Below are 23,432 nucleotides of genomic sequence, written 5' to 3'. Positions count from 1 at the left end.
GGTCTGGACCATGGGTCGATCCCGTTCATCGGGACGTTTATTTGGTTCGGCACGACTCGGCTCCTGCGGTTGTGCGAGTCGGCGCCAATGGCGCGCCGAGTCGGCGCGAATGGTTGCCGGGCGTCGGTGACAATGGTCGACGGTCCGGCGGCGCCCCGCCGGATCGACGACCTCGCCCCGAAGAAGCCCTCCGTGAGCCGCACCGCACCGACGCCTGCCCCCGTCCCGCCCGTCCCGTCCGTCCCGCCAGCCCACCTCGCCGAACCCTCCGTGCGTACGGCGCTGCGCTCGCCGCGCCTGCTGCGCACCGAGGTGCTGGCGGGCCTGGTGACGGCGTTCGCGCTGATCCCCGAGGCGATCTCGTTCTCGATCCTGGCGGGGGTGGACCCGCAGGTCGGGCTGTTCGCGTCGTTCACGATGGCGGTCTCGATCGCGTTCCTGGGCGGGCGGCCGGCGATGGTGTCGGCGGCCGCGGGCGCGGTCGCGCTGGTGCTCGCGCCGTTGGTCGACTCCCACGGCACCGACTACCTGATCGCCGCGGTCGTGCTCGGCGGCCTGATGCAGGTGCTGCTCGGCGTGGTCGGGGTGGCGAGGCTGATGCGGTTCATCCCGCGCCAGGTGATGGTCGGCTTCGTCAACAGCCTCGCGGTGCTGATCTTCCTGGCCCAGGTGCCGCACCTCATCGACGTCCCGTGGCCGGTCTACCCGCTGGTCGCGCTCGGGATCCTGGTGATCGTCGGGCTGCCGCGGCTGACCACCGCCGTACCCTCCCCGCTGGTCGCGATCGCACTGCTCACCGCGCTGGCGCTCGCCGGCGGGCTGCACCTGCCCGACGTCGGCGACGAGGGCGACCTGCCCGACGGGCTGCCCTCGCTGCTGATCCCTGACGTGCCGTGGACGCTGGAGACGCTCGAGGTCATCGCGCCGTACGCGCTCGCGATGGCGCTGGTCGGCCTGCTGGAGTCGCTGCTGACCGCCAAGCTCGTCGACGACATCACCGACACCCGCTCGGACAAGACCCGCGAGGCGTGGGGCCAGGGCGCGGCCAACGTCGTCACGGGGTTCTTCGGCGGCATCGGCGGCTGCGCGATGATCGGCCAGACGATGGTCAACGTGAAGGTCGCCGGCGCGCGCACCCGGATCTCGACGTTCCTCGCCGGCGTCTTCGTGCTGGTGCTGACCGTCGGCCTCGGCGACCTCGTCGGCCAGATCCCGATGGCCGCGCTGGTCGCGGTGATGATCATGGTCTCGGTGACCACCTTCGACTGGCACTCGGTCGCGCCCGGCACGCTGCGTCGGATGCCGCTCTCGGAGACCGCGGTCATGCTGGCCACCGCGGTCGTGGTGGTGGTGACCCACAACCTCGCCATCGGCGTCGTCGCCGGGACGCTGGTCGCGATGACCCTCTTCGCGCGCCGGGTCGCGCACTTCACCGACGTACGCCGCCGCGTGGTCGCCGACGAGGCGGGGGAGCGGGCGGTCTACACGGTCACCGGCGAGCTCTTCTTCGCCTCGAGCAACGACCTCTACACCCAGTTCGCGTACGCCGAGGACCCCGAGCGCGTCGTCATCGACCTCGCCGGCACCCATGTGTGGGACGCGTCCACCGTCGCCTCGCTGGACGCGATCACCGCGAAGTACGCTCGCAAGGGCAAGCAGGTCGAGATCGTCGGCCTCGACGAGGTGAGCGCGGCTCGGCACGCCCGTCTGAGCGGGAGCCTCGCGCAGCACTGAGGCGACGCTGCGCCGCGTGGTTGAGCGGACCGAGGTCCCGCGCCCTGCGGACCTTGGCCCCTCGCAGGTGAGCCGCCGTGGCACGAGGCTGGGCACGCCGGCACCGGTCGGCAGTCCGCCCGACCCCCACAGGAGCGCGCCATGAACGCCGTGACCGACATCGTCGTCGTCGCCAACGAGATGAACCCCGGAAGCTTCGAGTTCGGCCCGACCTGGTGGGCCGTCTTCATCGCCGCCGCCGCGTTCAGCGTGTTCGCGATCATGGGGGTCTTCCTGTGGCAGGCCGTCAAGGAGCCCGCCGCCAAGCCCGCCCCGGCGACTCGGCGTACCCCTCCGCCCAGCCCGTTCGCCTGACGGCGCGACGCCTCAGGCGCTCGCCCCGCGCGCCAGGTCGGCGTGCTCCTGACGCAGGGTCCGCTTGACGATCTTGCCCGAGGGGTTCTTGGGCAGCGCCTCGGCGATCACGACGTACTTGGGCGCCTTGAAGTGCGCCAGCACCGACCGGCTGTGCTCCAGGACCTGCTCGGCGGTGAGCTCCGCTCCCGGCTTGGGTACGACGACCGCCGCGACCGCCTCGACCCAGTGCGGGTGCTCGACGCCGAAGACGGCCACCTCGGCGACCCCGTCGAGGGTGTAGATCGCCTCCTCGACCTCCCGGCTGGCGACGTTCTCCCCGCCGGACTTGATCATGTCCTTCTTGCGGTCCACGACGTAGAGATGGCCGGTGTCGTCGACGTACCCGAGGTCGCCGGAGTGGAACCAGCCGCCGCGGAACGCCTCGGCGGTCTTGGCCTCGTCGTCGTGGTAGCCCAGCGTGGCGTGCGGGGAGCGGTGCACGATCTCCCCGACCGTCCCGGCCGGGACCGGTACGCCGCGGTCGTCGACGATGCGGGTCTCGACGTTGAGCGCCGCGCGGCCGGCGGATCCGGCGTACGCGATCTGCTCCTCGGGTCCGAGGATCGTGGCCAGCGGTGACATCTCGGTCTGGCCGTAGAAGTTCCACAGCGCCACCCCGGGCAGCCGCTCCTGGATCTCCTTGAGCACCTCGACCGGCATCGGCGAGGCGCCGTAGTAGCCCTTGCGCAGCGAGCCGAGGTCGGTGGAGTCGAAGTCGGGATGGCGCAGCAGCGAGATCCATACCGTGGGCGGGGCGAAGAACTTGGTGACCCGCCGCTCGGCGATCGTGCGCAGGATCGCCGCCGGGTCCGGGCCGGGCAGGATGATGCTGGTCGCGCCGAGGTAGACGTCCGGGCCGAGGAAGCAGTCCAGCTGCGCGCAGTGGTAGAGCGGCAGCGTGTGCAGGTCGACGTCGTCGGAGGTCATCCCGCCGTCGAGGGCGCACGAGACGTACTGCCACATCAGGGAACGGCTGCTCAGCTGCGCGCCCTTCGGCCGCGACTCGGTGCCGGAGGTGTACATCAGCCGCACCGGGTCGTCGTCGTGCACGGCCACCGCCGGGGGCGTGCCGTCGTGGTCGAACCACTCCTGCGCATCGGCCCACCCGTCGGGGACCGCCGCCCCACCCAGTCCTACGACGGCCCGCACCGCGACCTCGCCCTGCGCGGCGTCCAGCGCCTCGAGCGCCACCGGCACCAGCGCGTCCTCGACCACGAACCCGCGCGCGCCCGCGTGGTCGAGGATGTAGGCGACCTCGGCGCCGCCGAGCATGAAGTTGACCGGGACCAGCACCACGCCCACCCGGGCGGCGGCGAAGTCGAGCACCGCGAACTGCCAGCAGTTGTGGCACAGCAGCGCCAGCCGGTCGCCCTTCTCGAACCCGGCCGCGGCCAGCGCGGCCGCCGTACGGTCGACCACCGCGTCGAGCTCGGCGAAGGTGAGCTCGACGGCCCCGTCGATGATCGCCGGCTTGTCGGGGAAGCGCTGGGCGGTGCGGCGCGGCAGGTCGCCGAGTGCGTGCTGGCGCGCATGCTGGACCAGGTCGGAGGTGGCGGATGCGGTCGTCATCGGGCGGCTCCTGGCACACGGTCATCCGGGGCCTGTGTGACCCGGCTCACCGACACCGTACGGCGCACCCCCGACACCCGCACACCCTCGCCGAGTCGGCGCTCATAGTGCGCCAACTCTCGACTCAACCGTCAGAAGTCTCGACTCGACCGTCACAAGTCTCGACTCAACCCCCGGCACCCCGCCCGGGGTCAGTCCTCGGGGACCAGGATGTTGCTCAGCACCACCCGGTCGCCGGCGTGGGTGTGGAAGCTGGCGGAGATGACCTGGTCGTCGGCGTCGAGGTGGCGCCGGCCGATCACGAGGGCGGGGGAGTCGGCGGTGGCGCCGAGCGCCGCGGCGTACCGCCCGGGCAGGGCGACGGCGCGCACCGTCTGCTCGATACGGTGCGGCGGCATCGCGGCGGTGTGGCTGGCCGCGAGGTCGGGATCGTACGGCGGGTCCTCGGGCGGGAGGTACTGCTCGGTCCAGCACAGCGGTGGCCCGGCGGGGTCGCGGCGGGCACGGCGCACCCCCTCGAGCACGGTCCACTCCGAGCCCTCCGGCAGCCCGGTGTGCGCCGCCAGCCCGGCGTCCACCCGCACGTGCCGGGTGTCCGGGCGGACCACCCCGGTGTCGCGGTACAGCGCGATCAGCTGGTCGCGGTTGGTCACCAGCGGCAGGTACTCCTCCGCCGGCTGCCGCGAGATCACCGTGGTCCCCGCGCCCGGGCGCCGGGTGATCAGCCCCTGGTCCTCGAGGGTCCGCAGCGCGACGCGCACCGTCCCGCGGCTCAGCCCATGGCTCTCGCACAGCACCGACTCGGTCGGCAACCGCCCGCCCACCGGATAGGTGCCGTCGAGGATCGCCTCGCGCAGCTCGCTCGCGAGCCGCCCGTGCTGCGTCCGCCCGCTCCGCTCCATGCGCCCGGCGCGCCGGTCCCCGGACGCCGCGCCCGCCTCAGGTTGTCCCGCCACGACCCCGATCCTGTCAGGCCGGCGCCGCCGCCCGGTCCAGGTGCTCCTGGCGCAGCAGCCGGGTCTGCACCTTGCCGGTGGCCAGCCGGGGTACGTCGCGGAACTCCACCACGCGCGGCACCTTGAAGCCGGCCAGGTGCGCGCGCACGTGGTCGCGCAGCGCCTGGGCCAGCTCGGGGCCGGCGGCCGCGGGGTCGGCGGGCTCGACCACCGCGTGGACGTACTCGCCCATCTCCTCGTCGGGCAGCCCGAAGACCACCACGTCGAGGACGTCGGGGTGCACCACCAGGCAGGCCTCGATCTCGGCGGGGTAGATGTTCACCCCGCCGGAGATGATCGTGAACGCCAGGCGGTCGGTCAGGTAGAGGAACCCCTCCTCGTCGAGGTAGCCGAGGTCGCCGATCGCCGACCAGTTGGGGTGCTCGGGGTGCCGCGAGCCTCGGGTCTTCTCCTCGGCGTTGTGGTACTCGAAGGGCGTCTTGTCGCGCTCGAAGTACACGACGCCGGGCTCGCCGGTCGGCAGCTTCCGGCCCGCCTCGTCGCAGATGTGGATCGAGCCGAGCACGGGGCGCCCGACCGAGCCCGGGTGCGCCAGCCACCGGGTGCTGTCGATGAAGGTCATCCCGTTGCCCTCGCTGCCGCCGTAGTACTCATCGACGATCGGGCCCAGCCACTCGATGGCACGGCGCTTGACCTCCGGCGGGCACGGCGCCGCGGCGTGCAGGAACGAGCGCAGGCTGGAGGTGTCGTGGCGCAGCCGCACCTCGTCGGGCAGCTTGAGCATCCGCACCATCATCGTCGGCACCACCTGGGTGTGGGTGACGCGGTGCTCCTCGACCAGGCGCAGGAAGCGCTCGGCGTCGAACTTCTCCATCACCACCACCGTCCCGCCGAGCTCCTGGGTCGCGACCGAGAACTGCAGCGCTGCGGCGTGGTAGAGCGGCGCCGGCATCAGGTAGACCGAGTCGCCCGCCATGCCGAGCAGCGGTCCGGTGATCGCGGAGGTGCGGGTCGCCGCCGGGTCGTCGACCCGCAGGCCCGACAGCGGCCGCCGGATGCCCTTCGGGTGCCCGGTCGTGCCGGAGGAGTAGAGCATCACCTCGCCGCGCGGCTCCTCCGCCAGCGGCTCCGCGGACTCCGCGGCCAGCGCCTCCTCGTAGGACTCGTAGCCCGCCACCGGCCCGTCGAAGGCCAGCCAGGTGGTGCACGCCGACGCCCGGTCGCGTACCCCGACGGCGCGCTCGGCCATCGCCGCCGAGGTGATCAGGGCGCGGGTGTCGGAGTCGGTGAGGATGTACGCCGCCTCCTCGGGCGTCGCGTGCCGGTTGATCCCGGTGACGTAGAGCCCCGAGCGCATCGCCGCCCAGTAGACCTCGTAGTAGCGCGGGTGGTTCTCGGCCCAGATCGACACCTGGTCGCCCGGGCGCAGCCCACGGGCGCGCAGCAGCCGGGCCAGCCGGGTGGAGCGGTCCTCGAGCTCGGCATAGCTGACGACCTCGCCGGTCTCCATCACCACCGCCGGCTTGTCCGGGTGGGCCAGGGCGTGGGTGCGGGGGTACATCGGGCTCCTCGTCGGTCACGGTCGGTGCGCGCGGGGGGGCATTGACATTCGCCCCCGGTGCCTGCATGTTGTCTGCGTCACACCACTTTGTCTAGTCAAAGTCGCGAAACGATCCGAGTGGGTCGGGTCGCGTCACCGCACCCGAGGAGCCCCGCGCATGTCCCCTGCCCCCGCCGCTGCCGCCACCGACAGCGACGTCGAGACGCTGCTGCGGACCCGGGTCGACGCCCTGGTCCGCGAGCACGGCGTCGACGCCCCCGACCTGCTCGGTGCTCGGTACGACGCGGGGCTGGCCTTCGTGCACCACCCGGAGGGCTTGGGCGGGCTGGGCATCCCCGCGACCCACCAGGCCCGCCTCGAGGAGCTGCTGGTCGCGGCCGGGGTGCCGGCCCCCGCGCCGTACCGCAACCCGCTGGGGACCGGCACCGCGGTGCCGACGCTGCTGGCCCACGGCAGCCGCGCCCTGCAGGAGCGCCACTTCCGCCCCGCCTGGACCGCCGAGGAGATCTGGTGCCAGCTGTTCAGCGAGCCGGGCGCCGGCTCCGACCTGGCCGGGCTGGCCACCCGCGCCGTGCTCGACGGCGACACCTGGGTGGTCAACGGCCAGAAGGTCTGGACCTCCTACGCCCACCGGGCCCGCTGGGGCCTGCTGCTGGCCCGCACCGACCCCGAGCTGCCCAAGCACCAGGGGATGACGATGTTCGTCGTCGACATGCACCACCCCGGCGTCGAGGTGCGCCCGCTGCGCCAGGCCACCGGCGGCCAGGAGTTCAACGAGGTCTTCTTCACCGACGTCGAGATCCCCGACGCAGCGCGCCTGGACGCGCGCGGCAGCGGCTGGGCCGTCGCCCGCACCACCCTGCTCCACGAGCGCTCCGCCCTCGGGGCGCGGCCGGCGCCGCGCGAGGACGGCCACATCGGCTGGCTCGCCGACCTGTGGCGCGACCGCCCGGATCTGCGCACCCCGCAGCTGCACGCCCGCGTGGTCGACGCGTGGATCCGCGCCGAGGCGGTCCGGCTGACCAACGAGCGGATCCGCCAGCTCGCGGCGAGCGGGCGCCCCGGCCTCGAGGGGTCCGCCGCGAAGGTGCAGCACGCCGAGACCACCCAGCTCATCGCGCGAGTGCGCGCCGAGCTCGACCCGGAGGCGGCGCTGCGCTACGACGAGTGGGACCCCGACCTCGCCCCGCCCCGCGAGGAGCGGGTCGCGGGCTACCACTACCTGCGCTCGCGCCCGATGAGCGTCGAGGGCGGCGCCACCCAGATCCTGCTCAGCCAGATCGCCGACCGGGTGCTCGGCCTGCCCCGCGAACCCGCCCTGCCCAAGGAGACCCCGTGGTCGGAGATCCCCCGATGAGCACGCTGTCGCTGCTCGAGAGCGAGGACGCCACCGCGCTCGCCGCCCAGGTCCGCGCCGTCGCCCGGGACTGGACGCCCGGCGCCAGCGCCCCGGACGCGTGGGCGCGGATCGGCGTACGCCTCGGCGTCGCCGGGCTGCTCGTGCCCGCGGCGTACGGCGGCGCCGGTGCGGGCATGCGCGAGGCGGCCGCGGTCGCCCAGGCGCTCGGCCGTGACCTGGTGACGGTGCCGTTCCTGACCAGTGCCGTCACCGTCACCCACCTGCTGGCGGCGGTCGCCGACGACGCGCCGCCCGCCGGGGAGGTCCTGGGCGAGCTCGCGGACGGGTCCGCGGTCGCGGCCCTGGTGCTGCCGGCGACCAGCTCGCCGGGCAGCGGCACCGGCCTGGGCGTCACGGACATCGGCGCGGTCGGCGGCGACCTGGTCCTGCACGGACGGGTCACCGGCGTCCTCGGCGCGGTCGAGGCGGACCGCTTCGTCGTCCCCGTCCTCGACCCCCGCGGCGGGTACGCCGTCGCGCTGGTCACCGGCACCACGGGTGTCACTGTCACCCCCGAGACCAGCCTCGACGAGACCCGCCCGGTGAGCATCGTCGACCTCGACGGCGCGCGGGGGGTCGTGATCGCCAGCGGCGGCCCGGCCCGGTCGGCCGTGCGCGCCGCGCTCCGGGCGGCCGTCGTCGCCATCGCCGCCGAGCAGGTGGGCGCGATGGAGTGGGCCGTCGAGGCGAGCACCGCCCACCTCGGCGTACGACGGCAGTTCGGGCGCGAGCTCGGGAGCTACCAGTCGCTGCGCCACCTCGTCGCCCGGATGTGGATCGACCTCCAGCAGGCCCGCGCGGTCACGCTGTACGCCGCCGCCGCCCTCGACGCCGACGGACCGGCCGGCGACCTGCCCGAGGGCGAGGTCGACCTGGCCGTCAGCCTGGCCTCGGTGCACGCGCGCAGCCGCGCGCTGGCCTGCTTGGAGGACACCCTGCAGGTGCACGGCGGCATCGGGTTCACCTGGGAGCATCCGCTGCACCGCTACCTCAAGCGCTCCTTCAGCCTCACCGCCGTGCACGGCACCCCCGACCGGCACCGCGACCAGGTGGCCCGGCTGGCCGACCTGCCGGCCCCCGGAGACCGCGATGTCTGACGTCCTGGTCGAGGAGGTCGAGCCCGGCCACGTGCTGGTGACCCTGAACCGGCCGCAGACGCGCAACGCGCTGGCGCCCAGCCTGGTCGCCGAGCTCCACGACGTCCTGAGCGAGCTCAACGGCTCCCCGAGCGTGCGCACGGTGGTCCTGACCGGGGCGGGGACGGGCTTCTGCTCGGGGGCGGAGATCAAGCCCGCCGACGACGCCCGACGCGTGCACCCGCGCCCGGACCAGAACCCGGTCTCCCACCTGCTGGGCCAGCAGGAGGCGATCGTGCGGGTCCACGAGCTGGTGCACCGGATGCGGGTGCCGGTGATCGCGGCGGTCAACGGCGCGGCCGTCGGCGGCGGCTTCTCGCTGACGCTGGCCTGCGACATCCGGGTGGCCGCGCGCAGCGCCCGGTTCGGGGCGGTGTTCATCCGGCACGGGATCTCCAACGCCGACATGGGCACCAGCTACTTCCTGCCCCGGCTGGTCGGGGCCTCGCGCGCGGCCGAGCTGATGCTCACCGGGCGGGTCTTCGACGCCGAGGAGGCGCGCGACCTGGGCCTGGTGGTCGACGTGGTCGACGACGGCATCGTGGTCGACCGGGCGCTGGCGACCGCGCGCCAGATCGCGGAGAACTCGGCGCTGGGGGTCTGGATGACCAAGGAGACGATGTGGCAGACCATCGACGCCCCGTCCCTGCGGCACGCCCTCGACCTGGAGAACCGCACGCAGATCATGTGCGCCGGCAGCGGCGAGCTGGAGCGCGCCTTCGCCGCCTTCGGGCAGGGCGGCCGCCCGGAGTGGTCACGCCTGTGACCGCCCGCGACGTCGACGACGGACCGCGCGCGCGGGCAGCCCGCGCGCGCCACGGAGATGGGACGCAGATGGGACGACGCACGAGCACCCTCCTGGCCGGGCTGGTGGTCGCCAGCCTGGCGCTGGCCGGCTGCGGCGAGAGCGGCAGCGAGGAGAAGAAGGACGGGGGAACGGCGACGCCGGGGTTCGCCAACGGCTTCGTCGTGGAGCCCGACGACTCCGGGGACCCCACGCCGGGCGGCCAGCTCGAGGTGGTCACCTACTCCGAGGCCCGGGTCCTCGACCCGGTGCAGACGATCGCGAACGGCAGCAGCGGCGGCACCGAGATGGCCGCGGTCTTCGACCTGCTGGTGCGCTACGACCAGGAGTCGGAGTCCTACGTGCCGCAGCTGGCCGAGGCGCTGGAGCCCAACGCGGCGCAGGACGAGTGGACCCTGACCCTGCGCGACGGCGTCACCTTCAGCGACGGCACGCCCCTCGACGCCGACGCCGTGGTGTGGAGCCTGGACCGCTACGTGGAGAAGGGCGGCGGCCAGGTCTCCTTCCTGACCCACGCCGTACGCCGCTGGACGGCGACCGACGCGCGCACCGTGGTCTTCGAGCTGACCCGCCCGTGGTCGGACTTCGGCTACCTGCTCTCGACCGGCCCCGGGATGGTCGTGGCGAAGGGCTCCGACAAGGGCGGCACGTTCACGCCGATCGGCGCCGGCCCCTATGAGCTGGAGCGCTACACGCCGCAGGAGGACCTGGTCCTCCGCGCCCGCGACGACTACTGGGGCGGCCGCCCCGCGCTCGACGCGCTGCGGTTCTTCCCGATCTCCGCGGAGTCCGGCCGGCTCGACGTACTGCGCAACGGCGAGGCCGACATGGGCTACCTGCGCGAGGCGCCGACCGCCCAGGAGGCGCTGGAGGATGGGTTCGGCGGGTTCATGGAGATCGGCAGCATCTCCCGCGGCCTGCTGCTCAACCACCGCGAGGGCAGCGCGACCGCCGACGTACGCATCCGTCAGGCGCTCATGCACGCGCTCGACGTCGACGTGATCAACCAGCGCACCGCCGAGGGCAAGGGCCTGGTGTCCACCGGCATCCTCAACGACCTCTCCCAGTGGGACCTCGAGGCCGAGCCGCTGGCCTACGACGTCGAGGCGGCCAAGGAGCTGGTCGAGGCCGCGAAGGCCGACGGCTTCGACGGCACGATCAGCTTCAAGGGCGTCGCCAAGGTCTCGGAGGCGATGGGCGTGACGCTCCAGGGGCTGCTCAGCGAGATCGGCCTCGAGGTCTCCCTCGACTACGTGCCGTCGGTGACCGACCTGGTCAACGACATCTACGTCACCCGCGACTTCGACATGGTGATCTGGAGCTTCGGCATGCCGGACCGTGCGGTCTACCCCGAGCTCTACGAGAAGGTGCACAGCACTGCTCGCGGCAACTCCGGCGGGTCCGCCGACCCCGAGCTGGACAGGCTGATCGAGGAGCTCGGCGCGGCCACCACCCCCGAGGAGCAGCAGGGGGTGCTGGAGCAGATCCAGCTGCAGTGGAACGAGACGGTGCCCTACGTGCCGCTTGGCGCCACCCCGGAGTGGAACGCCTGGGGCGAGGACGTCCACGGCGTGGTCCCGAGCATCGACAGCATCATGCTGCTCGACGGCGCCTGGAAGGACTGACCGGATGCTGCTCGACGACAAGGTGGCACTGGTGACCGGGGCCGGCAGCGGGCTGGGGCGGGCGTTCGCGCTCTCCCTGGCCCGGGCCGGGGCGGCGGTCGCGGTGGGCGGACGGCGCCGGGCGCCCCTCGAGGAGGTGGTCGCCGAGATCGAGGCGGCCGGCGGGCGGGCGCTGGCGCTCGAGGTCGACGTACGCGACCCGGCGGCGATCGTGGCCGCGGTCGACCGCACCGAGGAGGTGCTGGGCGGGCTGGACATCGTGGTCAACAACGCCGGCATCCCGGACGCCCGCCGGGCGCACAAGATGCCGCTGGAGCTGGTCGACGCGGTGCTGGAGACCAACCTGCGCGGGCCCTGGCTGCTCGCGACCGAGGCCGGGCGGCGCTGGATCGCGACCGGGCGCCCGGGCCGGATCGTCAACGTCTCCTCGATGTCCGGCTACTACACCGCCGGCAACGCCGCCGCGCTCTACTCGGTGACCAAGGCCGGGCTGAACCGGATGACCGAGGCGCTGGCGATGGAGTGGGCGGCGTACCCGATCAACGTCAACGGCATCGCGCCCGGCTCCTTCCACTCCGAGATGATGGACGGGCTGATCGCGCGGGTGGGGGAGATGTCGGAGTCCTTTCCGCGCAAGCGGATGGGCCACGGCGCCGACCTCGAGGGCACGCTGCTCTACCTGGTCTCCGACGCCTCGGACTTCGTCACCGGCACCGTCATCAAGGTCGACGACGGCCAGCTCCCCCGCTGATCCCTCCCCGGGCCGGCGCTTGTGGTTGCGCGGGCAGGGTCATCGACGGACCGCGAGGACGACCTTGCCCACCGCGGCGCGGGTCTCCAGTGCCCGGTGCGCGGCGGCCGCGTCGGCGAGCGGGAACACGGAACCGACGTACGGCACCCGGGAGCCGTCGGCGGCGGCGTCCAGCGCGGCTCGCTCGAACTCCGCGAGCCGGCTCATGATCGGCGGGCCGAGGATGTCGATCACCGCACGGGAGGGGTCGTCGTAGGTGTTCTGCACTCCGGAGGCCCAGCCGTACCGGATCAGGCGACCTCCGGGACCCAGCCGGTCGTAGAGCGCCTGGCCCACCTCGCCGCCGACGCCGTCGAACACCGCGGTGATCGGTCCGAGGCCGTCGAGTCCGCGCTGCCAGCCCTCGACGCGGTAGTCGATCACCGTGCTCGCCCCGAACCGGGGGAGCAGGGCGGTCTTCCCACTGCCCCCGGCGAGGCCGATCGCGGTAGCGCCGGCGTTCCGGGCCGCCTGGAGGAGCAGCAGCCCCAGGCCGCCGGCCGCGGACGGTACGGCGATCAGGTCGTCGGGCCCGATCGGGGCGAACTCGATGATCGCGGCCGCGGTCCGCCCGGTCCCGATGGTCGCGACGGCGCTCGGCGCGTCGAGGCCATCGGGGATGAGGTAGGCCCGGTTCGCGTCGACGACTGCCTGCTCGGCGTACCCGTTGCCGGCCGGACCTAGGTGCGCGACGACTCGCTGGCCCAGCCAGCTGTCGTCGGCGCCCGCGCCGACCCGGTCGACGACCCCGGCCACCTCCCGCCCCGGGATGGCGGGAAGTGCGGGCGGGGCCCCCAGTCCGAAGGACGCGCCGGCGCGGATCGAGGTGTCGAGGAGGTGGACCCCGGCCGCCTCGACGGCGATCCGGAGCTGCCCGGGTGCCGGGACGAGGTCGGGCAGCTCCTCGAGTCGCAGGACGTCGGAGGGGCCGAAGCTGTGGTGTCGTATTGCGCGCATGACACGATCTGACAACCTCAACTAGGGTTCAGGTCAATGAGTGAGGTCAACGACGAGATCCGCACCCACGACCTGCTCCCCGGTGAGGTCGCGCGCCGCTCGGGGGTGGCGATCTCGGCGCTGCACTTCTACGAGCGCGAGGGCCTGGTCAGCAGCGTGCGCAGCGCGGGCAACCAGCGGCGCTACCACCGCGACGTGCTGCGGCGCCTCGCCTTCATCCGGGTCTCCCAGGGGGTGGGCGTGTCGCTGGCGGAGATCCGCGAGGCCCTGGCGCGGCTGCCCGAGGGGCGTACGCCGACCAGGGCCGACTGGTCCCGCCTCTCGCGAAGCTGGCGCAGCGATCTGGACGCGCGGATCTCGCGCCTGGAGCGGCTGCGAGACACCCTCGACGACTGCATCGGATGTGGATGCCTGTCGATGAGGTCGTGCCGGCTCGCCAATCCCGGTGACGCGCTCGCCGAGTACGGCGACGGCCCGATCCGACTGCTGGGTCGCGCCTCCGACCGCTGACCCGTCCCGAGTCGGCGCTTGTGGCGCCAAAACTCTCGACTCAACCGGCGAAAACTCTCGATTCGACCGTCACAAGTCTCGACTCGACAGTCGGGGCGGGCTACGCGCTCGCCCGGCGGACCAGAGCGGGCGGGAAGAGCACGCGCATGGCCCGGCCGGGGCGGCCGTCCTCGAGCTGGTCGAGCACCAGGCGGGTGGCCTGCTCGGCCATCTCGCCGATCGGGTTGCGCATCGTCGTCAGCGCGGGGGTGGTGCGCTCCGCGACGCCGAGGTCGTCGTAGCCGACCACCGCGACGTCCTCGGGCACCCGCAGCCCGCGGGCGGCGAGCACCGTCAGCGCACCGGCCGCCATCAGGTCCGAGGCGACGACCAGCCCGTCGAGGTCGGGGTGGCGCTCCAGCAGCGCGGTGGCCGCGGCGGCGCCGCCGGCCTCGGTGAAGTCGCCGTGCTCGACGGCGTCGGTCGGCTGCCCCGCGGTGCGCAGCGCGGCGCACCAGCCCTCGAGGCGGTCCACGCCCACGGTCATGTCGGCCGGCCCGGCGATGGTGGCGATCCGGCGACAGCCGCGCTCCAGCAGCACCTCGGTGGCCACCCGGCCGCCGGCGACGTTGTCGGTGTCGACGTAGGCGACCTTGTCCGCGCTCGTCCACGGCCGGCCCACGAACGCGCACGGCAGGTCGAGCGCGGCCAGGTGGTCGGCGAGGCTGTCGCTGCGGTGGTGGGAGACCACGATCGCGCCGTCGAGGTGGCGGTTGCGCAGGTAGCGCAGCATCCGCTGCTCCTCATCGCCCGGTCGCGCCAGCAGCAGCACCAGCTGCAGGTCGCGCTCGGCCAGCACCGCGCTGACCGCGCGCAGCGTGCGCGGGAAGAACGGGTCGGAGAACAGCCGGTCGTCGGGCTCCGGGACCACCAGCCCGACCGAGTCGGTACGCCGGGTGACCAGGCTGCGCGCTGCCGGGTTCGGCGTGTACCCCAGGCTGCGCACCGCGGCGTCGACGGCCGCGCGCGCGGTCGGGCTGACCCGGTTGCCGCCGTTGATGGCGCGGGAGGCGGTGGCGCGGGACACCCCGGCCAGCCGGGCGACCTCGTCGAGGGTGGGGGAGCCGCCGGGGCCCGGCCCGGGGCTCGCACCGTTCACGCGCGCCAACCTACCGGCCACCGATCCGGCCGGACGCGGCGATCTCCGCGTAGGTGAGCGCGCTCGTCTTCGGGGTGCGCCGCTGGGTGGCGTAGTCGACGTGCACCAGCCCGAAGCGCTTGTCGTAGCCGTAGGCCCACTCGAAGTTGTCCAGCAGCGACCAGGCGAAGTAGCCCCGCACGTCGGCACCCTGCTCGATGGCCGCGTGGATGGCGCGCAGGTGCTCCTCCAGGTAGGCGGTCCGCTCCGGGTCGTGCACCTCGCCGTCCGGGCCGACCACGTCGGTGTAGGCCGAGCCGTTCTCGGTGACCACCAGCGGCGGCGCGTCGTACTCGGTGCTGAGCCGCACCAGCAGCCGGGTCAGCCCCTCGGGCTGCACCTCCCAGCCCATCGCGGTCACCGGCAGCCCCCGGCTGGGGAAGCTGACGTCCTCGCAGCCCACGAACGGGGTGCTCGTCGGCCGCTCCGCCGGGCCGGCGTGCGGCGTCGGGCCGTCGGGGTCGCGCCGCGCGGCGACCGCGTCGCCCTTGTAGTAGTTGACCCCGAGCACGTCGAGCGGGGTGGCGATCAGCGCCAGGTCGCCGTCCTCGACGAACGCCTGCCAGCCGCGGTCGCGCCAGCGCAGGTGCTCGGTGTCGCCCAGCAGGTCGGCGGGGTAGCGGCCGGTGAGCAGCGGGTCGAGGAACGCCCGGTTGTGCAGCGCGTCGATGCGCCGCGCGGCGTCGACGTCGCGCGGGTCGCCCGGGTCGGCCGGGTCGGCGACGGTGAGGTTGACGGTGATCCCCAGCTCGGTGCCGACAGCGCCGTCCGCGCCGACCCCGCGCCGGCGCAGCTCGTCGGCGGCCAGGCCGTGCCCGAGCAGCAGGTGGTGCGTGGCCACCAGCCCGGCGACCCCCTCCTGCCGGCCGGGCGCGTGCTGGCCGCCGGTGTAGCCGAGGAACGCCGAGCACCACGGCTCGTTGAGCGTCGTCCACGCCGGCACCCGGTCACCCAGCGCGTCGTGGACGCTGACGGCGTACTCGGCGAACCGGTACGCCGTGTCGCGGGCGGTCCACCCGCCGGCGTCCTCCAGGGCCTGGGGGAGGTCCCAGTGGTACAGCGTCAGCCACGGCCGGATCCCGGCCTCGAGCAGCTCGTCGACCAGCCGGGAGTAGAAGTCCAGCCCGGCGGGGTTGACCGGCCCGCCGTCGGGTCGCACCCGCGGCCAGGCCACCGAGAACCGGTAGGTGTCCAGGTGCAGCGTCTTCATCAGCGCGACGTCCTCGGGCATCCGGTGGTAGTGGTCGCAGGCCACGTCGCCGTGGTCGCCACCCGCCACCGCCCCGGGCACCCGGCAGAAGGTGTCCCAGATCGACGGCGTCCGGCCGTCCTCGCGGGCTGCGCCCTCGATCTGGTACGACGCGGTCGCCGCGCCCCAGGCGAAGTCGGCGGGGAAGGTGAGGGTGCGGGCCGGGGTGGTCTGGAGGTCGGTCATCCCTTGACTGCTCCTTGCATGATCCCGGCGACGAGCTGCCGACCGGAGAGGACGAAGAGCACCAGGAGCGGCACCGTCGAGAGCACGGCCCCGCAGAGCACCAGGCTGTAGTCGACGTAGTACCCGCTCTGGAGCTGCTGGAGGGCGATCTGGACGGTGGGGTTGGTGGCCGGCAGCACGATCATCGGCCAGAAGAAGTCGGTCCACACCGTCATGAAGGTGAACAGCCACAAGATCGCCGCCGCCGGTCGCGCCGCGGGCAGCGCGACGTTGAAGAAGGTGCGGATCATCGAGCAGCCGTCCACGCGGGCGGCCTCGATCAGCTCGTCGGGGACGGCGTCGAGGAGGTACTGGCGCATGAAGAACACGCCGAAGGCGGTGACCAGCGTGGGGACGATGACCGCCCACACGGTCCCGGTCCAGCCGAGCTTGGCCATCTGGATGAACAGCGGGATCACCCCGAGCTGGGTCGGCACCGCCATCGTCGCGACCACGAAGACCATCAGCCCGTTGCGGCCGCGGAACTGGAGCTTGGCGAAGGCGTAGCCGGCCAGGGTGCAGAAGAACACCACGGAGGTGGCGCACACCGTCGAGACCAGCAGGCTGTTGCCGAGCGCCTTCCAGAAGTCCACGGTCTCGAAGACCCGCTGGGCGTTGTCGAAGAAGTGCCCGCCGGGCAGCATCGGCGGGATCCGCTCGGTGGCCACGTCGGCCTCATGCGAGCCGACGATCAGCGACCAGTACAGCGGCCCGGCGGAGCCGAGCACGAACGCGGTCAGCAGGCCGTAGACGAGGAATCCGGGGCGGCGGGTCATCGGGGGACCTCCGTACGACGTCGGCGCCGGCGGGCCCGGCCGCCGGAGGCCCGGCCCACCTGCTGGGAGATCAGGAAGTTCACCAGCGCGACCAGCACGATCAGCCCGAACAGCAGCCAGGCGACCGCGGAGGCGGTGCCGAGGTTGCGCAGCCGCCAGCCGAGCTCCCACAGGTAGAGGGTGACGGTCTGCCACTGCCGGTCCGAGCCGCCGAGCCCGACGTTGTCGTAGAGCCGCGGCTCGGTGAAGATCTGCAGCCCGCCGATGGTCGAGGTGATGATGACGAAGATGAGCGTCGGGCGGACCATCGGCACGGTGACGGAGAAGAACTGGCGCACCTTGCCGGCGCCGTCGATGGCGGCGGACTCGTAGAGGTCGCGGGGGACCGCCTGCATCGCGGCCAGGAGGATCAGCGCGTTGTAGCCGGTCCAGCGCCAGTTGACCATCGAGGCGATGGCGATGTGGCTGGGCAGCGTGTCGACGTGCCAGGCGATCGGGTCGATGCCGATCAGCCCGAGCGCGCCGTTGACCAGGCCGTAGCGGTCGCCGAACAGGTTGCCGAAGATCAGCGCGACGGCGGCCGGGGCGACCACGAAGGGCAGCAGGATGCTCATCCGCCACCAGGTCCGCCCCCGCAGGTTGCTGTCGAGCAGCCCGGCGAGCAGCAGCGCCATCAGCACCTGCGGGATCGAGGAGAGCAGGAAGATGCTGATGGTGTTGCGCAGCGCGCGCCAGAAGTAGCGGTCATCGAAGACCGCGCGGTAGTTGTCCAGCCCGACGTACTCACCCTTGCCGCCCAGCAGGCTCCACTCGTGCAGCGAGACGTACCCGGTGTAGAGCAGCGGGAACATGCCGACCACCAGGAACAGCACGAAGAACGGCGAGATGTAGAGGTACGGCGAGAGCCGGACGTCCCAGCGGGAGAGCCGCTGCCGTGCGGTCAGCCGGCGGCGCGGACGGCCGGCGCCGGGGGTGGTTCCCGCCGGGGACGCCGTGGTGTCGACGTCCCCGGCGGGCGCGGGTGGAGGGTGGAGGGACATGGGTACGGGCCCGGTCAGCCGATCCGCTCGACGTCGGCCGAGAAGGACTCCCAGGCCTCCTCAGGCGTCTCCTGGCCCTCGTCGACGCGCAGGATCGCGGCCTGGAAGGCCTGGATCAGGTCGGCGTACTTGGGTCCCTTGTGGGGCTGCATGGTGACCGCCTTGGCGCGCTCGGCGTAGATCGCGCCGGTCGGGGCGTCGTTGAAGAATGCGTTGGTCGACTCCAGCAGGACCGGGTCGTCGAGCGCCTCGACCTGGCTGGGGTAGGTGCCCTTGGCGGCGAACGCCTTGATCTGCTGCTCCGGCTCGGTCAGCCAGGCGGCCAGCGCCTTGGCCTCCTCGGGGTGCTCGGACTGGGTGGGCACGGTCAGGAACGACCCGCCCCAGTTGCCGCCGCCGCCGGGGAAGGCGTTGGCGATGTCCCAGCCCTCGACGCCCTTGGCGTTGCCCTCGATGATGCCGAGCATCCAGCCGGGGCAGGCCATGGTGGCGAAGCCGTCCTTCTTGAACGACGCGACCCAGTCGTTGGACCACTGGTCCATGTTGGTCGCCAGCCCGGCCGCCTGCATCTCGGTGACGGTGTCGAAGACCTCCTTGAGGTCGGGGTTCTCCAGCGCGACGACGTTGTTGTCCTCGTCCTCGAAGGGGAACTCCAGCTGGTTGATCATGGCCTGGCTGGTGCCCTTGGAGGAGTCGTACCAGGCGACGTCGGGAAGCTCGGCGACGAACTTCTTGCCGGTGTCGAAGTAGGAGTCCCAGCTCTCGAAGAGGGCGGCGACCTCCTCACGGTCGGTGGGCAGCCCGGCCTTGGCGAACAGGTCGGCGCGATAGCAGATGCCCTCGGGGCCGATGTCGGTGCCGTAGCCGATCATCCGGCCCTCGGAGTCGGTGCCGGCGTCGCTCTTCCAGTCCAGCCAGCGCCCCTCGAGGCTGTCGTCGGTGAGGTCGACGAAGGCGCCCTCCTCCTCGAGGATCGCGGGCATCCCGTCGCCCTCGACCGCCTCGATGTCCGCGAGCCCCGAGCCCGCGGCCAGCTTGGTGTAGAGGTTGTCGCGGTGCTCCTCCCAGGTGCCAGTCTTCTTCTGGACGACCTTGATGTCGGGGTTCAGCTCCATGTACTCGTCGAGCAGCTCTTCGTAGCCGAACTCGTTGAACGTCGCGATCGTGAGCTCGGTCTGCCCGTCGCCGGCGTCGGCGTCGTCGCCGCCACAGGCGGAGACGAGGGTGAGGACGAGGGCCGTCACGGCCCCCACGGCCAGCCCCCGACGACGTCGGTGGTGGCGCGCGACGGGCCGGGAACCGGCCCCGGAGTGGGTGTTGGTCTGCACGGTGACGCTCCCTTGTGTGTGCGGCTGCCGGACTCGGGAGGTGGAAACAGTGTGAGAGCGCTTCCACACTTGCGGCTCGCTCAACATGACACGGGTCACAGTCGCTGTCAACGGCTGGCCTAGTGAGGCGGGAGTCTGGAGGTGCTGAGGTGTGGGAGCGCTTCCACTGGACGTGCCGCACGCCGCGTCGTACGGTGGACGCGATGTGACCCGTGCCACCCGCTCGTGGTGGCCGTGCGAGAGGACCAGTCATGGCGTCGGTGCGCTTCGACAAGGCAGTACGGATGTTCCCCGGCGCGGAGCGGCCGGCGGTGTCCGACCTGGACCTGGAGGTCGAGGACGGCGAGCTCATGGTGCTGGTCGGGCCCTCGGGCTGCGGCAAGTCGACCTCGCTGCGGATGCTGGCGGGGCTGGAGGAGCTCACCTCCGGTGCGGTGCTGATCGGTGAGGAGGACGTCTCCGACCTGCCGCCCAAGGACCGCGACATCGCGATGGTGTTCCAGAACTACGCGCTCTACCCGCACATGACGGTGGCCGACAACATGGGCTTCGCGCTCAAGATCGCCGGCGTCGGCAAGGAGGAGCGCCGCACCCGCGTGCAGGAGGCGGCCCGGCTGCTCGACCTCGAGGCCTACCTCGACCGCAAGCCCAAGGCGCTCTCCGGCGGCCAGCGGCAACGGGTGGCGATGGGGCGCGCGATCGTGCGCCAGCCCCGGGTCTTCTGCATGGACGAGCCGCTGTCGAACCTCGACGCCAAGCTCCGGGTCTCCACCCGCACCCAGATCTCCGCGCTCCAGCAGCGCCTGGGCACGACCACCGTCTACGTCACCCACGACCAGGTCGAGGCGATGACGATGGGGGACCGGGTGGCGGTGCTCAAGGACGGCGTGCTCCAGCAGGTCGCCAGTCCGCTGGCGCTCTACGACCGGCCGGCGAACCTCTTCGTCGCCGGCTTCATCGGCTCCCCGGCGATGAACCTGCTGGAGGCCAAGACCGCCGGCGACGGTACGGCGGTGGTCGACGGCTACGCGCTCCCGATCGACCGGGAGGCGGCGGCCCGCTCCACCGGCGCGGTGACCCTCGGCATCCGCCCGGAGTCCTGGCGCCTGGCCAGCGGCGAGGAGGAGGGCTACCCGGTCCGGGTCGCCGCGGTCGAGGAGCTCGGCGCGGAGGCCTACGTCTACGCCACGCCCGACACCGACGTCAGTCACGACCTGCTGCGCCAGGTGGTCGTCCGCGTCGAGGGCCGCCCCGACCTGCCCCGCGGCGCCCGGATCCGGCTCACCACCTCACCGGACAAGGTCCACGTCTTCGACACCACCACCGGCGCCCGCCTCACCCCCTGACCCACTCCGCTGGTTGAGTCGAGAGTTCTGACGGTCGAGTCGAGACCTCTGACCGGTCGAGTCGAGAGTTCTGACGCTCGCGCTCGGCTTCCCGGCGTCGTACGACGTGAAGTCTCGACTCGACCGAGGGGGCAGTGCGGCCCGGTCGCACAGGGCGGCGAGGATGGGGACATGACCGACCAGTCCAGCCCGCGTCCCCGTTGGTTCACCGACACCAAGGACGGCCACTCGCAGTGGTACGTCGAGCGCTTCCGCGCCCTGGCCGCCGAGGGCGCCGACCTGGCGGGGGAGGCCCGCTTCGTCGACGCGATGGTCCAGCGCGGGGCGCGGATCCTCGACGCCGGGTGCGGAACCGGCCGGCTCTCCGGCGAGCTTGCGGCCCGCGGGCACATCGTGGTCGGACTGGACGCGGACCCGGTCCTGATCGAGGCCGCCCGCGTCGACCACCCCGGGCCGACGTACGGCGTCGTCGACCTCAGCGAGCTGGAGCTCGCCGACGTGGGCGAGGAGCCGGTCGACCTCGTCGTCTGCGCGGGCAACGTGATGGTGTTCGTCGCGCCGGGCACCGAGCGCCAGGTGCTCGCCAACCTCTGCGCGGTGGTCCGGCCCGGCGGCCGCGTCGTGGTCGGCTTCCGCCGCGACGAGGCCTACCCCTTCGAGCGGTACGACGCCGACCTGGCCGACCTCGCCCGCGAGGGCGTGGCGCGGGTCGAGCAGCGGTTCGGCACCTGGCACCTGGACCCGTTCACCGACGAGTCCGACTTCGCCGTCACGGTGCTGCGCGTGGGCTGACGGGGCGTTGCGCCCCTCGTCGTACGACAGAAGTCTCGACTCGACTGGTCGAAACCCTCGACTCAACCGTCAGAACCCTCGACTCGACCGTCAGAACTCTCGACTCAACGAGAAGGGCCCGCCCCGCAGCCGAAGCTGCGGGACGGGCCCTGTCGTCGTGCGGGGTCAGGCCTTGTTGGCCTTGCGGGCGCGCGAGGCGGTCTTCGCGCGCTCACCGGCGTCGAGGACGACCTTGCGGATGCGCACGGAGTCGGAGGTGACCTCGACGCACTCGTCCTCGCGACAGAACTCCAGGCACTGCTCGAGGGAGAGCTTGCGCGGCGGGATCAGCTTCTCGAAGTTGTCGGAGGTGGCGGACCGGATGTTGGTCTGCTGCTTCTCCTTGGTGATGTTGACGTCCATGTCGTCGGCGCGGGAGTTCTCGCCGACGATCATGCCCTCGTAGACCTCGGTCGTCGGCTCGACGAACAGGGTGCCGCGCTCCTGCAGCGACGTCATGGCGTACGCCGTGGCCGCGCCCTTGCGGTCGGCGACCAGCGAGCCGTTGTTGCGCGAGCGGATCTCGCCGGCCCAGCGGTCGTAGCCCTCGGAGATGTGGTGGGCGATGCCGGTGCCACGGGTCTCGGTGAGGAACTCGGTGCGGAAGCCGATCAGGCCACGCGCCGGCACGATGAACTCCATGCGGACCCAGCCGGTGCCGTGGTTGGTCATGCCCTCCATGCGGCCCTTGCGGGCGGCGAGGAGCTCGGTGATCGCGCCGAGGTACTCCTCGGGGGCGTCGATGGTGAGGCGCTCGATCGGCTCGTGGACCTTGCCGTCGATCTCCTTGGTGACCACCTGCGGCTTGCCGACGGTGAGCTCGTAGCCCTCGCGACGCATCTGCTCCACGAGGATCGCCAGCGCCAGCTCGCCGCGGCCCTGGACCTCCCACGCGTCCGGGCGCTCGGTCGGGAGGACCTTGAGCGAGACGTTGCCGATGAGCTCGGCGTCGAGGCGGTCCTTGACCAGGCGGGCGGTGACCTTGGAGCCCTTCACCTTGCCCACGAGCGGGCTGGTGTTGGTGCCGATGGTCATCGAGATCGCGGGCTCGTCGACGTGGATGAGCGGCAGCGCGACCGGGTTCTCCGGGTCGGCCAGCGTCTCGCCGATCATGATCTCGGGGATGCCGGCGATCGCGACGATGTCGCCGGGGCCGGCGATCTCGCCGGGCTTGCGCTCGAGGCCCTCGGTGATCAGGAGCTCGGTGATCTTGACGTTCTTGAGCGAGCCGTCGCGGCGCATCCAGGCCACGGTCTGGCCCTTGCGCAGCGTGCCCTCGTGGATGCGGACCAGCGCGAGGCGGCCGAGGAACGGCGAGGCGTCGAGGTTGGTGACGTGGGCCTGCAGCGGCGCGCCCTCGGTGTAGGTCGGCGCCGGGATCGTGTCGATGATCGTCTTGAAGAGCGGCTCGAGGTCCTTGCCGTCGGGCAGGGTGGCGTTCTCGGGCTTCTCGAGGCTGGCGATGCCGGCCTTGCCGGAGGCGTAGACGACCGGGAAGTCCAGGGCGTCCTGGCCGTGGGTGTCGTCGAGCAGGTCCATGAACAGCTCGTAGGTCTCGTCGACGACCTCGGAGATCCGGGCGTCGCCGCGGTCGACCTTGTTGACGACCAGGACGACGGGCATCTTGGCGTTGAGCGCCTTGCGCAGCACGAAGCGCGTCTGGGGCAGCGGGCCCTCGGAGGCGTCCACGAGCAGCACGATGCCGTCGACCATCGACAGGCCGCGCTCGACCTCGCCACCGAAGTCGGCGTGGCCGGGGGTGTCGATGATGTTGATCGTCATGCCCTCGGGGGCGGACGGTCCGTTGTAGTGGATCGCGGTGTTCTTCGCGAGGATCGTGATGCCCTTCTCGCGCTCGAGGTCGCCGGAGTCCATCACGCGGTCCGCGACGCTCTCTGCCTCGTGTTCGGAGAAGGCGCCCGCCTGGCGGAGCATCGCATCGACCAGCGTGGTCTTGCCGTGGTCGACGTGCGCGACGATCGCGACATTGCGCAGGTTGGCGGACTTGGTGTCAGACATCAG

20 protein-coding genes are annotated in these 23,432 nt (G+C 72.4%); 10 read left to right on the top strand and 10 right to left on the bottom strand.

The genetic code is table 11. The features are described from left to right. The first annotated feature begins 192 nt into the window (after positions 1-192). Positions 193-1,734, top strand: coding sequence for a SulP family inorganic anion transporter (locus HBO46_RS18065; protein WP_224769224.1), 1,542 nt, complete (start codon positions 193-195; stop codon positions 1,732-1,734). Between the two features lie 141 nt (positions 1,735-1,875). Further along, positions 1,876-2,088: a hypothetical protein gene (locus HBO46_RS18060; protein WP_166134188.1), complete on the top strand. Its 213-nt coding sequence runs from the start codon at positions 1,876-1,878 to the stop codon at positions 2,086-2,088. 12 nt (positions 2,089-2,100) lie between these two features. Here HBO46_RS18060 and HBO46_RS18055 read toward each other — a convergent pair whose 3' ends face one another. The 3 genes from HBO46_RS18055 to HBO46_RS18045 all read right to left on the bottom strand — a co-directional run bounded on the left by HBO46_RS18055 (position 2,101) and on the right by HBO46_RS18045 (position 6,216). Then, positions 2,101-3,699 (bottom strand): fatty acyl-CoA synthetase, encoded by a 1,599-nt coding sequence (locus HBO46_RS18055; RefSeq protein WP_166134186.1) that lies wholly within the window; start codon positions 3,697-3,699, stop codon positions 2,101-2,103. Positions 3,700-3,890: 191 nt separating this feature from the next. After that, positions 3,891-4,655: a GntR family transcriptional regulator gene (locus HBO46_RS18050; RefSeq protein WP_166134184.1), complete on the bottom strand. Its 765-nt coding sequence runs from the start codon at positions 4,653-4,655 to the stop codon at positions 3,891-3,893. Positions 4,656-4,668: 13 nt separating this feature from the next. Further along, positions 4,669-6,216 carry an acyl-CoA synthetase gene (locus HBO46_RS18045; protein ID WP_166134182.1) on the bottom strand — a complete coding sequence of 516 codons (1,548 nt, stop codon included), beginning with the start codon at positions 6,214-6,216 and terminating at the stop codon, positions 4,669-4,671. A 157-nt stretch (positions 6,217-6,373) separates the two neighbouring features. Between HBO46_RS18045 and HBO46_RS18040 the strand changes: the two genes are divergently transcribed. The 5 genes from HBO46_RS18040 to HBO46_RS18020 all read left to right on the top strand — a co-directional run bounded on the left by HBO46_RS18040 (position 6,374) and on the right by HBO46_RS18020 (position 11,932). Beyond that, the gene (locus tag HBO46_RS18040; protein WP_166134180.1) at positions 6,374-7,573 is read left to right on the top strand and encodes an acyl-CoA dehydrogenase family protein; all 1,200 of its coding nucleotides are present in this window, start codon (positions 6,374-6,376) and stop codon (positions 7,571-7,573) included. Beyond that, a complete protein-coding gene (locus tag HBO46_RS18035) occupies positions 7,570-8,712 on the top strand; it encodes an acyl-CoA dehydrogenase family protein (RefSeq protein WP_166134178.1) in 1,143 nt (380 codons plus the stop codon). Before HBO46_RS18040 ends, HBO46_RS18035 begins: the two co-directional genes overlap by 4 nt. Next, positions 8,705-9,517 carry an enoyl-CoA hydratase/isomerase family protein gene (locus tag HBO46_RS18030; RefSeq protein ID WP_166134176.1) on the top strand — a complete coding sequence of 271 codons (813 nt, stop codon included), beginning with the start codon at positions 8,705-8,707 and terminating at the stop codon, positions 9,515-9,517. The genes HBO46_RS18035 and HBO46_RS18030 overlap by 8 nt, the downstream gene beginning before the upstream one ends. Before the next feature lie 68 nt (positions 9,518-9,585). Further along, on the top strand, positions 9,586-11,181 hold the full coding sequence (locus HBO46_RS18025) for an ABC transporter substrate-binding protein (RefSeq protein WP_166134174.1): 1,596 nt from the start codon (positions 9,586-9,588) through the stop codon (positions 11,179-11,181). Between the two features lie 4 nt (positions 11,182-11,185). Beyond that, a complete protein-coding gene (locus HBO46_RS18020; protein ID WP_166134172.1) occupies positions 11,186-11,932 on the top strand; it encodes an SDR family NAD(P)-dependent oxidoreductase in 747 nt (248 codons plus the stop codon). Between the two features lie 39 nt (positions 11,933-11,971). On the opposite strand, the gene HBO46_RS18015 is transcribed toward HBO46_RS18020, so the two are convergent. Beyond that, on the bottom strand, positions 11,972-12,928 hold the full coding sequence (locus tag HBO46_RS18015; RefSeq protein WP_166134170.1) for a zinc-binding dehydrogenase: 957 nt from the start codon (positions 12,926-12,928) through the stop codon (positions 11,972-11,974). Positions 12,929-12,964: 36 nt separating this feature from the next. Here HBO46_RS18015 and soxR point away from each other — a divergent pair, with 36 nt between their 5' ends. After that, positions 12,965-13,438, top strand: a complete 474-nt coding sequence (gene soxR / locus HBO46_RS18010) for a redox-sensitive transcriptional activator SoxR (RefSeq protein WP_166134168.1) — start codon at positions 12,965-12,967, stop codon at positions 13,436-13,438. Positions 13,439-13,538: 100 nt separating this feature from the next. Here the strand turns inward: soxR and HBO46_RS18005 are convergent, their stop codons facing one another. From HBO46_RS18005 to HBO46_RS17985, 5 genes are read right to left on the bottom strand one after another with little or no spacing between them, the layout of a single operon-like run. Next, complete coding sequence (locus tag HBO46_RS18005; protein WP_166134166.1) at positions 13,539-14,576, bottom strand: LacI family DNA-binding transcriptional regulator; 1,038 nt, start codon at positions 14,574-14,576, stop codon at positions 13,539-13,541. 10 nt (positions 14,577-14,586) lie between these two features. Then, positions 14,587-16,050: a GH1 family beta-glucosidase gene (locus HBO46_RS18000; protein ID WP_166134164.1), complete on the bottom strand. Its 1,464-nt coding sequence runs from the start codon at positions 16,048-16,050 to the stop codon at positions 14,587-14,589. After that, the gene (locus HBO46_RS17995) at positions 16,047-16,865 is read right to left on the bottom strand and encodes a carbohydrate ABC transporter permease (RefSeq protein ID WP_166134162.1); all 819 of its coding nucleotides are present in this window, start codon (positions 16,863-16,865) and stop codon (positions 16,047-16,049) included. The genes HBO46_RS18000 and HBO46_RS17995 overlap by 4 nt, the downstream gene beginning before the upstream one ends. Beyond that, a complete protein-coding gene (locus tag HBO46_RS17990) occupies positions 16,862-17,905 on the bottom strand; it encodes a carbohydrate ABC transporter permease (protein ID WP_166134160.1) in 1,044 nt (347 codons plus the stop codon). Before HBO46_RS17990 ends, HBO46_RS17995 begins: the two co-directional genes overlap by 4 nt. A 14-nt stretch (positions 17,906-17,919) precedes the next feature. Next, on the bottom strand, positions 17,920-19,149 hold the full coding sequence (locus HBO46_RS17985) for an ABC transporter substrate-binding protein (protein ID WP_224769223.1): 1,230 nt from the start codon (positions 19,147-19,149) through the stop codon (positions 17,920-17,922). Positions 19,150-19,484: 335 nt separating this feature from the next. Here HBO46_RS17985 and HBO46_RS17980 point away from each other — a divergent pair, with 335 nt between their 5' ends. Together HBO46_RS17980 and HBO46_RS17975 are read left to right on the top strand one after the other, a co-directional pair. Further along, positions 19,485-20,579 (top strand): ABC transporter ATP-binding protein, encoded by a 1,095-nt coding sequence (locus HBO46_RS17980; RefSeq protein WP_166134156.1) that lies wholly within the window; start codon positions 19,485-19,487, stop codon positions 20,577-20,579. A gap of 171 nt (positions 20,580-20,750) precedes the next feature. Then, complete coding sequence (locus HBO46_RS17975) at positions 20,751-21,371, top strand: class I SAM-dependent methyltransferase (protein WP_166134154.1); 621 nt, start codon at positions 20,751-20,753, stop codon at positions 21,369-21,371. Between the two features lie 165 nt (positions 21,372-21,536). Here the strand turns inward: HBO46_RS17975 and typA are convergent, their stop codons facing one another. Beyond that, positions 21,537-23,429, bottom strand: coding sequence for a translational GTPase TypA (gene typA, locus HBO46_RS17970; RefSeq protein WP_166134152.1), 1,893 nt, complete (start codon positions 23,427-23,429; stop codon positions 21,537-21,539). Positions 23,430-23,432: the final 3 nt, after the last annotated feature.

The sequence above is a fragment of the Nocardioides ochotonae genome (assembly GCF_011420305.2).
Lineage (GTDB): Bacteria > Actinomycetota > Actinomycetes > Propionibacteriales > Nocardioidaceae > Nocardioides > Nocardioides ochotonae.
Note: the sequence above shows the minus strand (reverse complement) of the source record. Positions and strands in the feature narration are given on the sequence as shown.

What these genes read in the sequence shown, in the direction of transcription:
- soxR (WP_166134168.1), top strand. Translation starts at nt 12,965, where the DNA reads ATGAGTGAGGTCAACGACGAGATCCGCACCCACGACCTGCTCCCCGGT.
- HBO46_RS18040 (WP_166134180.1), top strand. Translation starts at nt 6,374, where the DNA reads ATGTCCCCTGCCCCCGCCGCTGCCGCCACCGACAGCGACGTCGAGACG.
- typA (WP_166134152.1), bottom strand. Translation starts at nt 23,429, where the DNA reads ATGTCTGACACCAAGTCCGCCAACCTGCGCAATGTCGCGATCGTCGCG.
- HBO46_RS17995 (WP_166134162.1), bottom strand. Translation starts at nt 16,865, where the DNA reads ATGACCCGCCGCCCCGGATTCCTCGTCTACGGCCTGCTGACCGCGTTC.
- HBO46_RS18000 (WP_166134164.1), bottom strand. Translation starts at nt 16,050, where the DNA reads ATGACCGACCTCCAGACCACCCCGGCCCGCACCCTCACCTTCCCCGCC.
- HBO46_RS18035 (WP_166134178.1), top strand. Translation starts at nt 7,570, where the DNA reads ATGAGCACGCTGTCGCTGCTCGAGAGCGAGGACGCCACCGCGCTCGCC.
- HBO46_RS18060 (WP_166134188.1), top strand. Translation starts at nt 1,876, where the DNA reads ATGAACGCCGTGACCGACATCGTCGTCGTCGCCAACGAGATGAACCCC.
- HBO46_RS18045 (WP_166134182.1), bottom strand. Translation starts at nt 6,216, where the DNA reads ATGTACCCCCGCACCCACGCCCTGGCCCACCCGGACAAGCCGGCGGTG.
- HBO46_RS18030 (WP_166134176.1), top strand. Translation starts at nt 8,705, where the DNA reads ATGTCTGACGTCCTGGTCGAGGAGGTCGAGCCCGGCCACGTGCTGGTG.
- HBO46_RS18015 (WP_166134170.1), bottom strand. Translation starts at nt 12,928, where the DNA reads ATGCGCGCAATACGACACCACAGCTTCGGCCCCTCCGACGTCCTGCGA.
- HBO46_RS18025 (WP_166134174.1), top strand. Translation starts at nt 9,586, where the DNA reads ATGGGACGACGCACGAGCACCCTCCTGGCCGGGCTGGTGGTCGCCAGC.
- HBO46_RS18020 (WP_166134172.1), top strand. Translation starts at nt 11,186, where the DNA reads ATGCTGCTCGACGACAAGGTGGCACTGGTGACCGGGGCCGGCAGCGGG.
- HBO46_RS18055 (WP_166134186.1), bottom strand. Translation starts at nt 3,699, where the DNA reads ATGACGACCGCATCCGCCACCTCCGACCTGGTCCAGCATGCGCGCCAG.
- HBO46_RS17990 (WP_166134160.1), bottom strand. Translation starts at nt 17,905, where the DNA reads ATGTCCCTCCACCCTCCACCCGCGCCCGCCGGGGACGTCGACACCACG.
- HBO46_RS17980 (WP_166134156.1), top strand. Translation starts at nt 19,485, where the DNA reads ATGGCGTCGGTGCGCTTCGACAAGGCAGTACGGATGTTCCCCGGCGCG.
- HBO46_RS17975 (WP_166134154.1), top strand. Translation starts at nt 20,751, where the DNA reads ATGACCGACCAGTCCAGCCCGCGTCCCCGTTGGTTCACCGACACCAAG.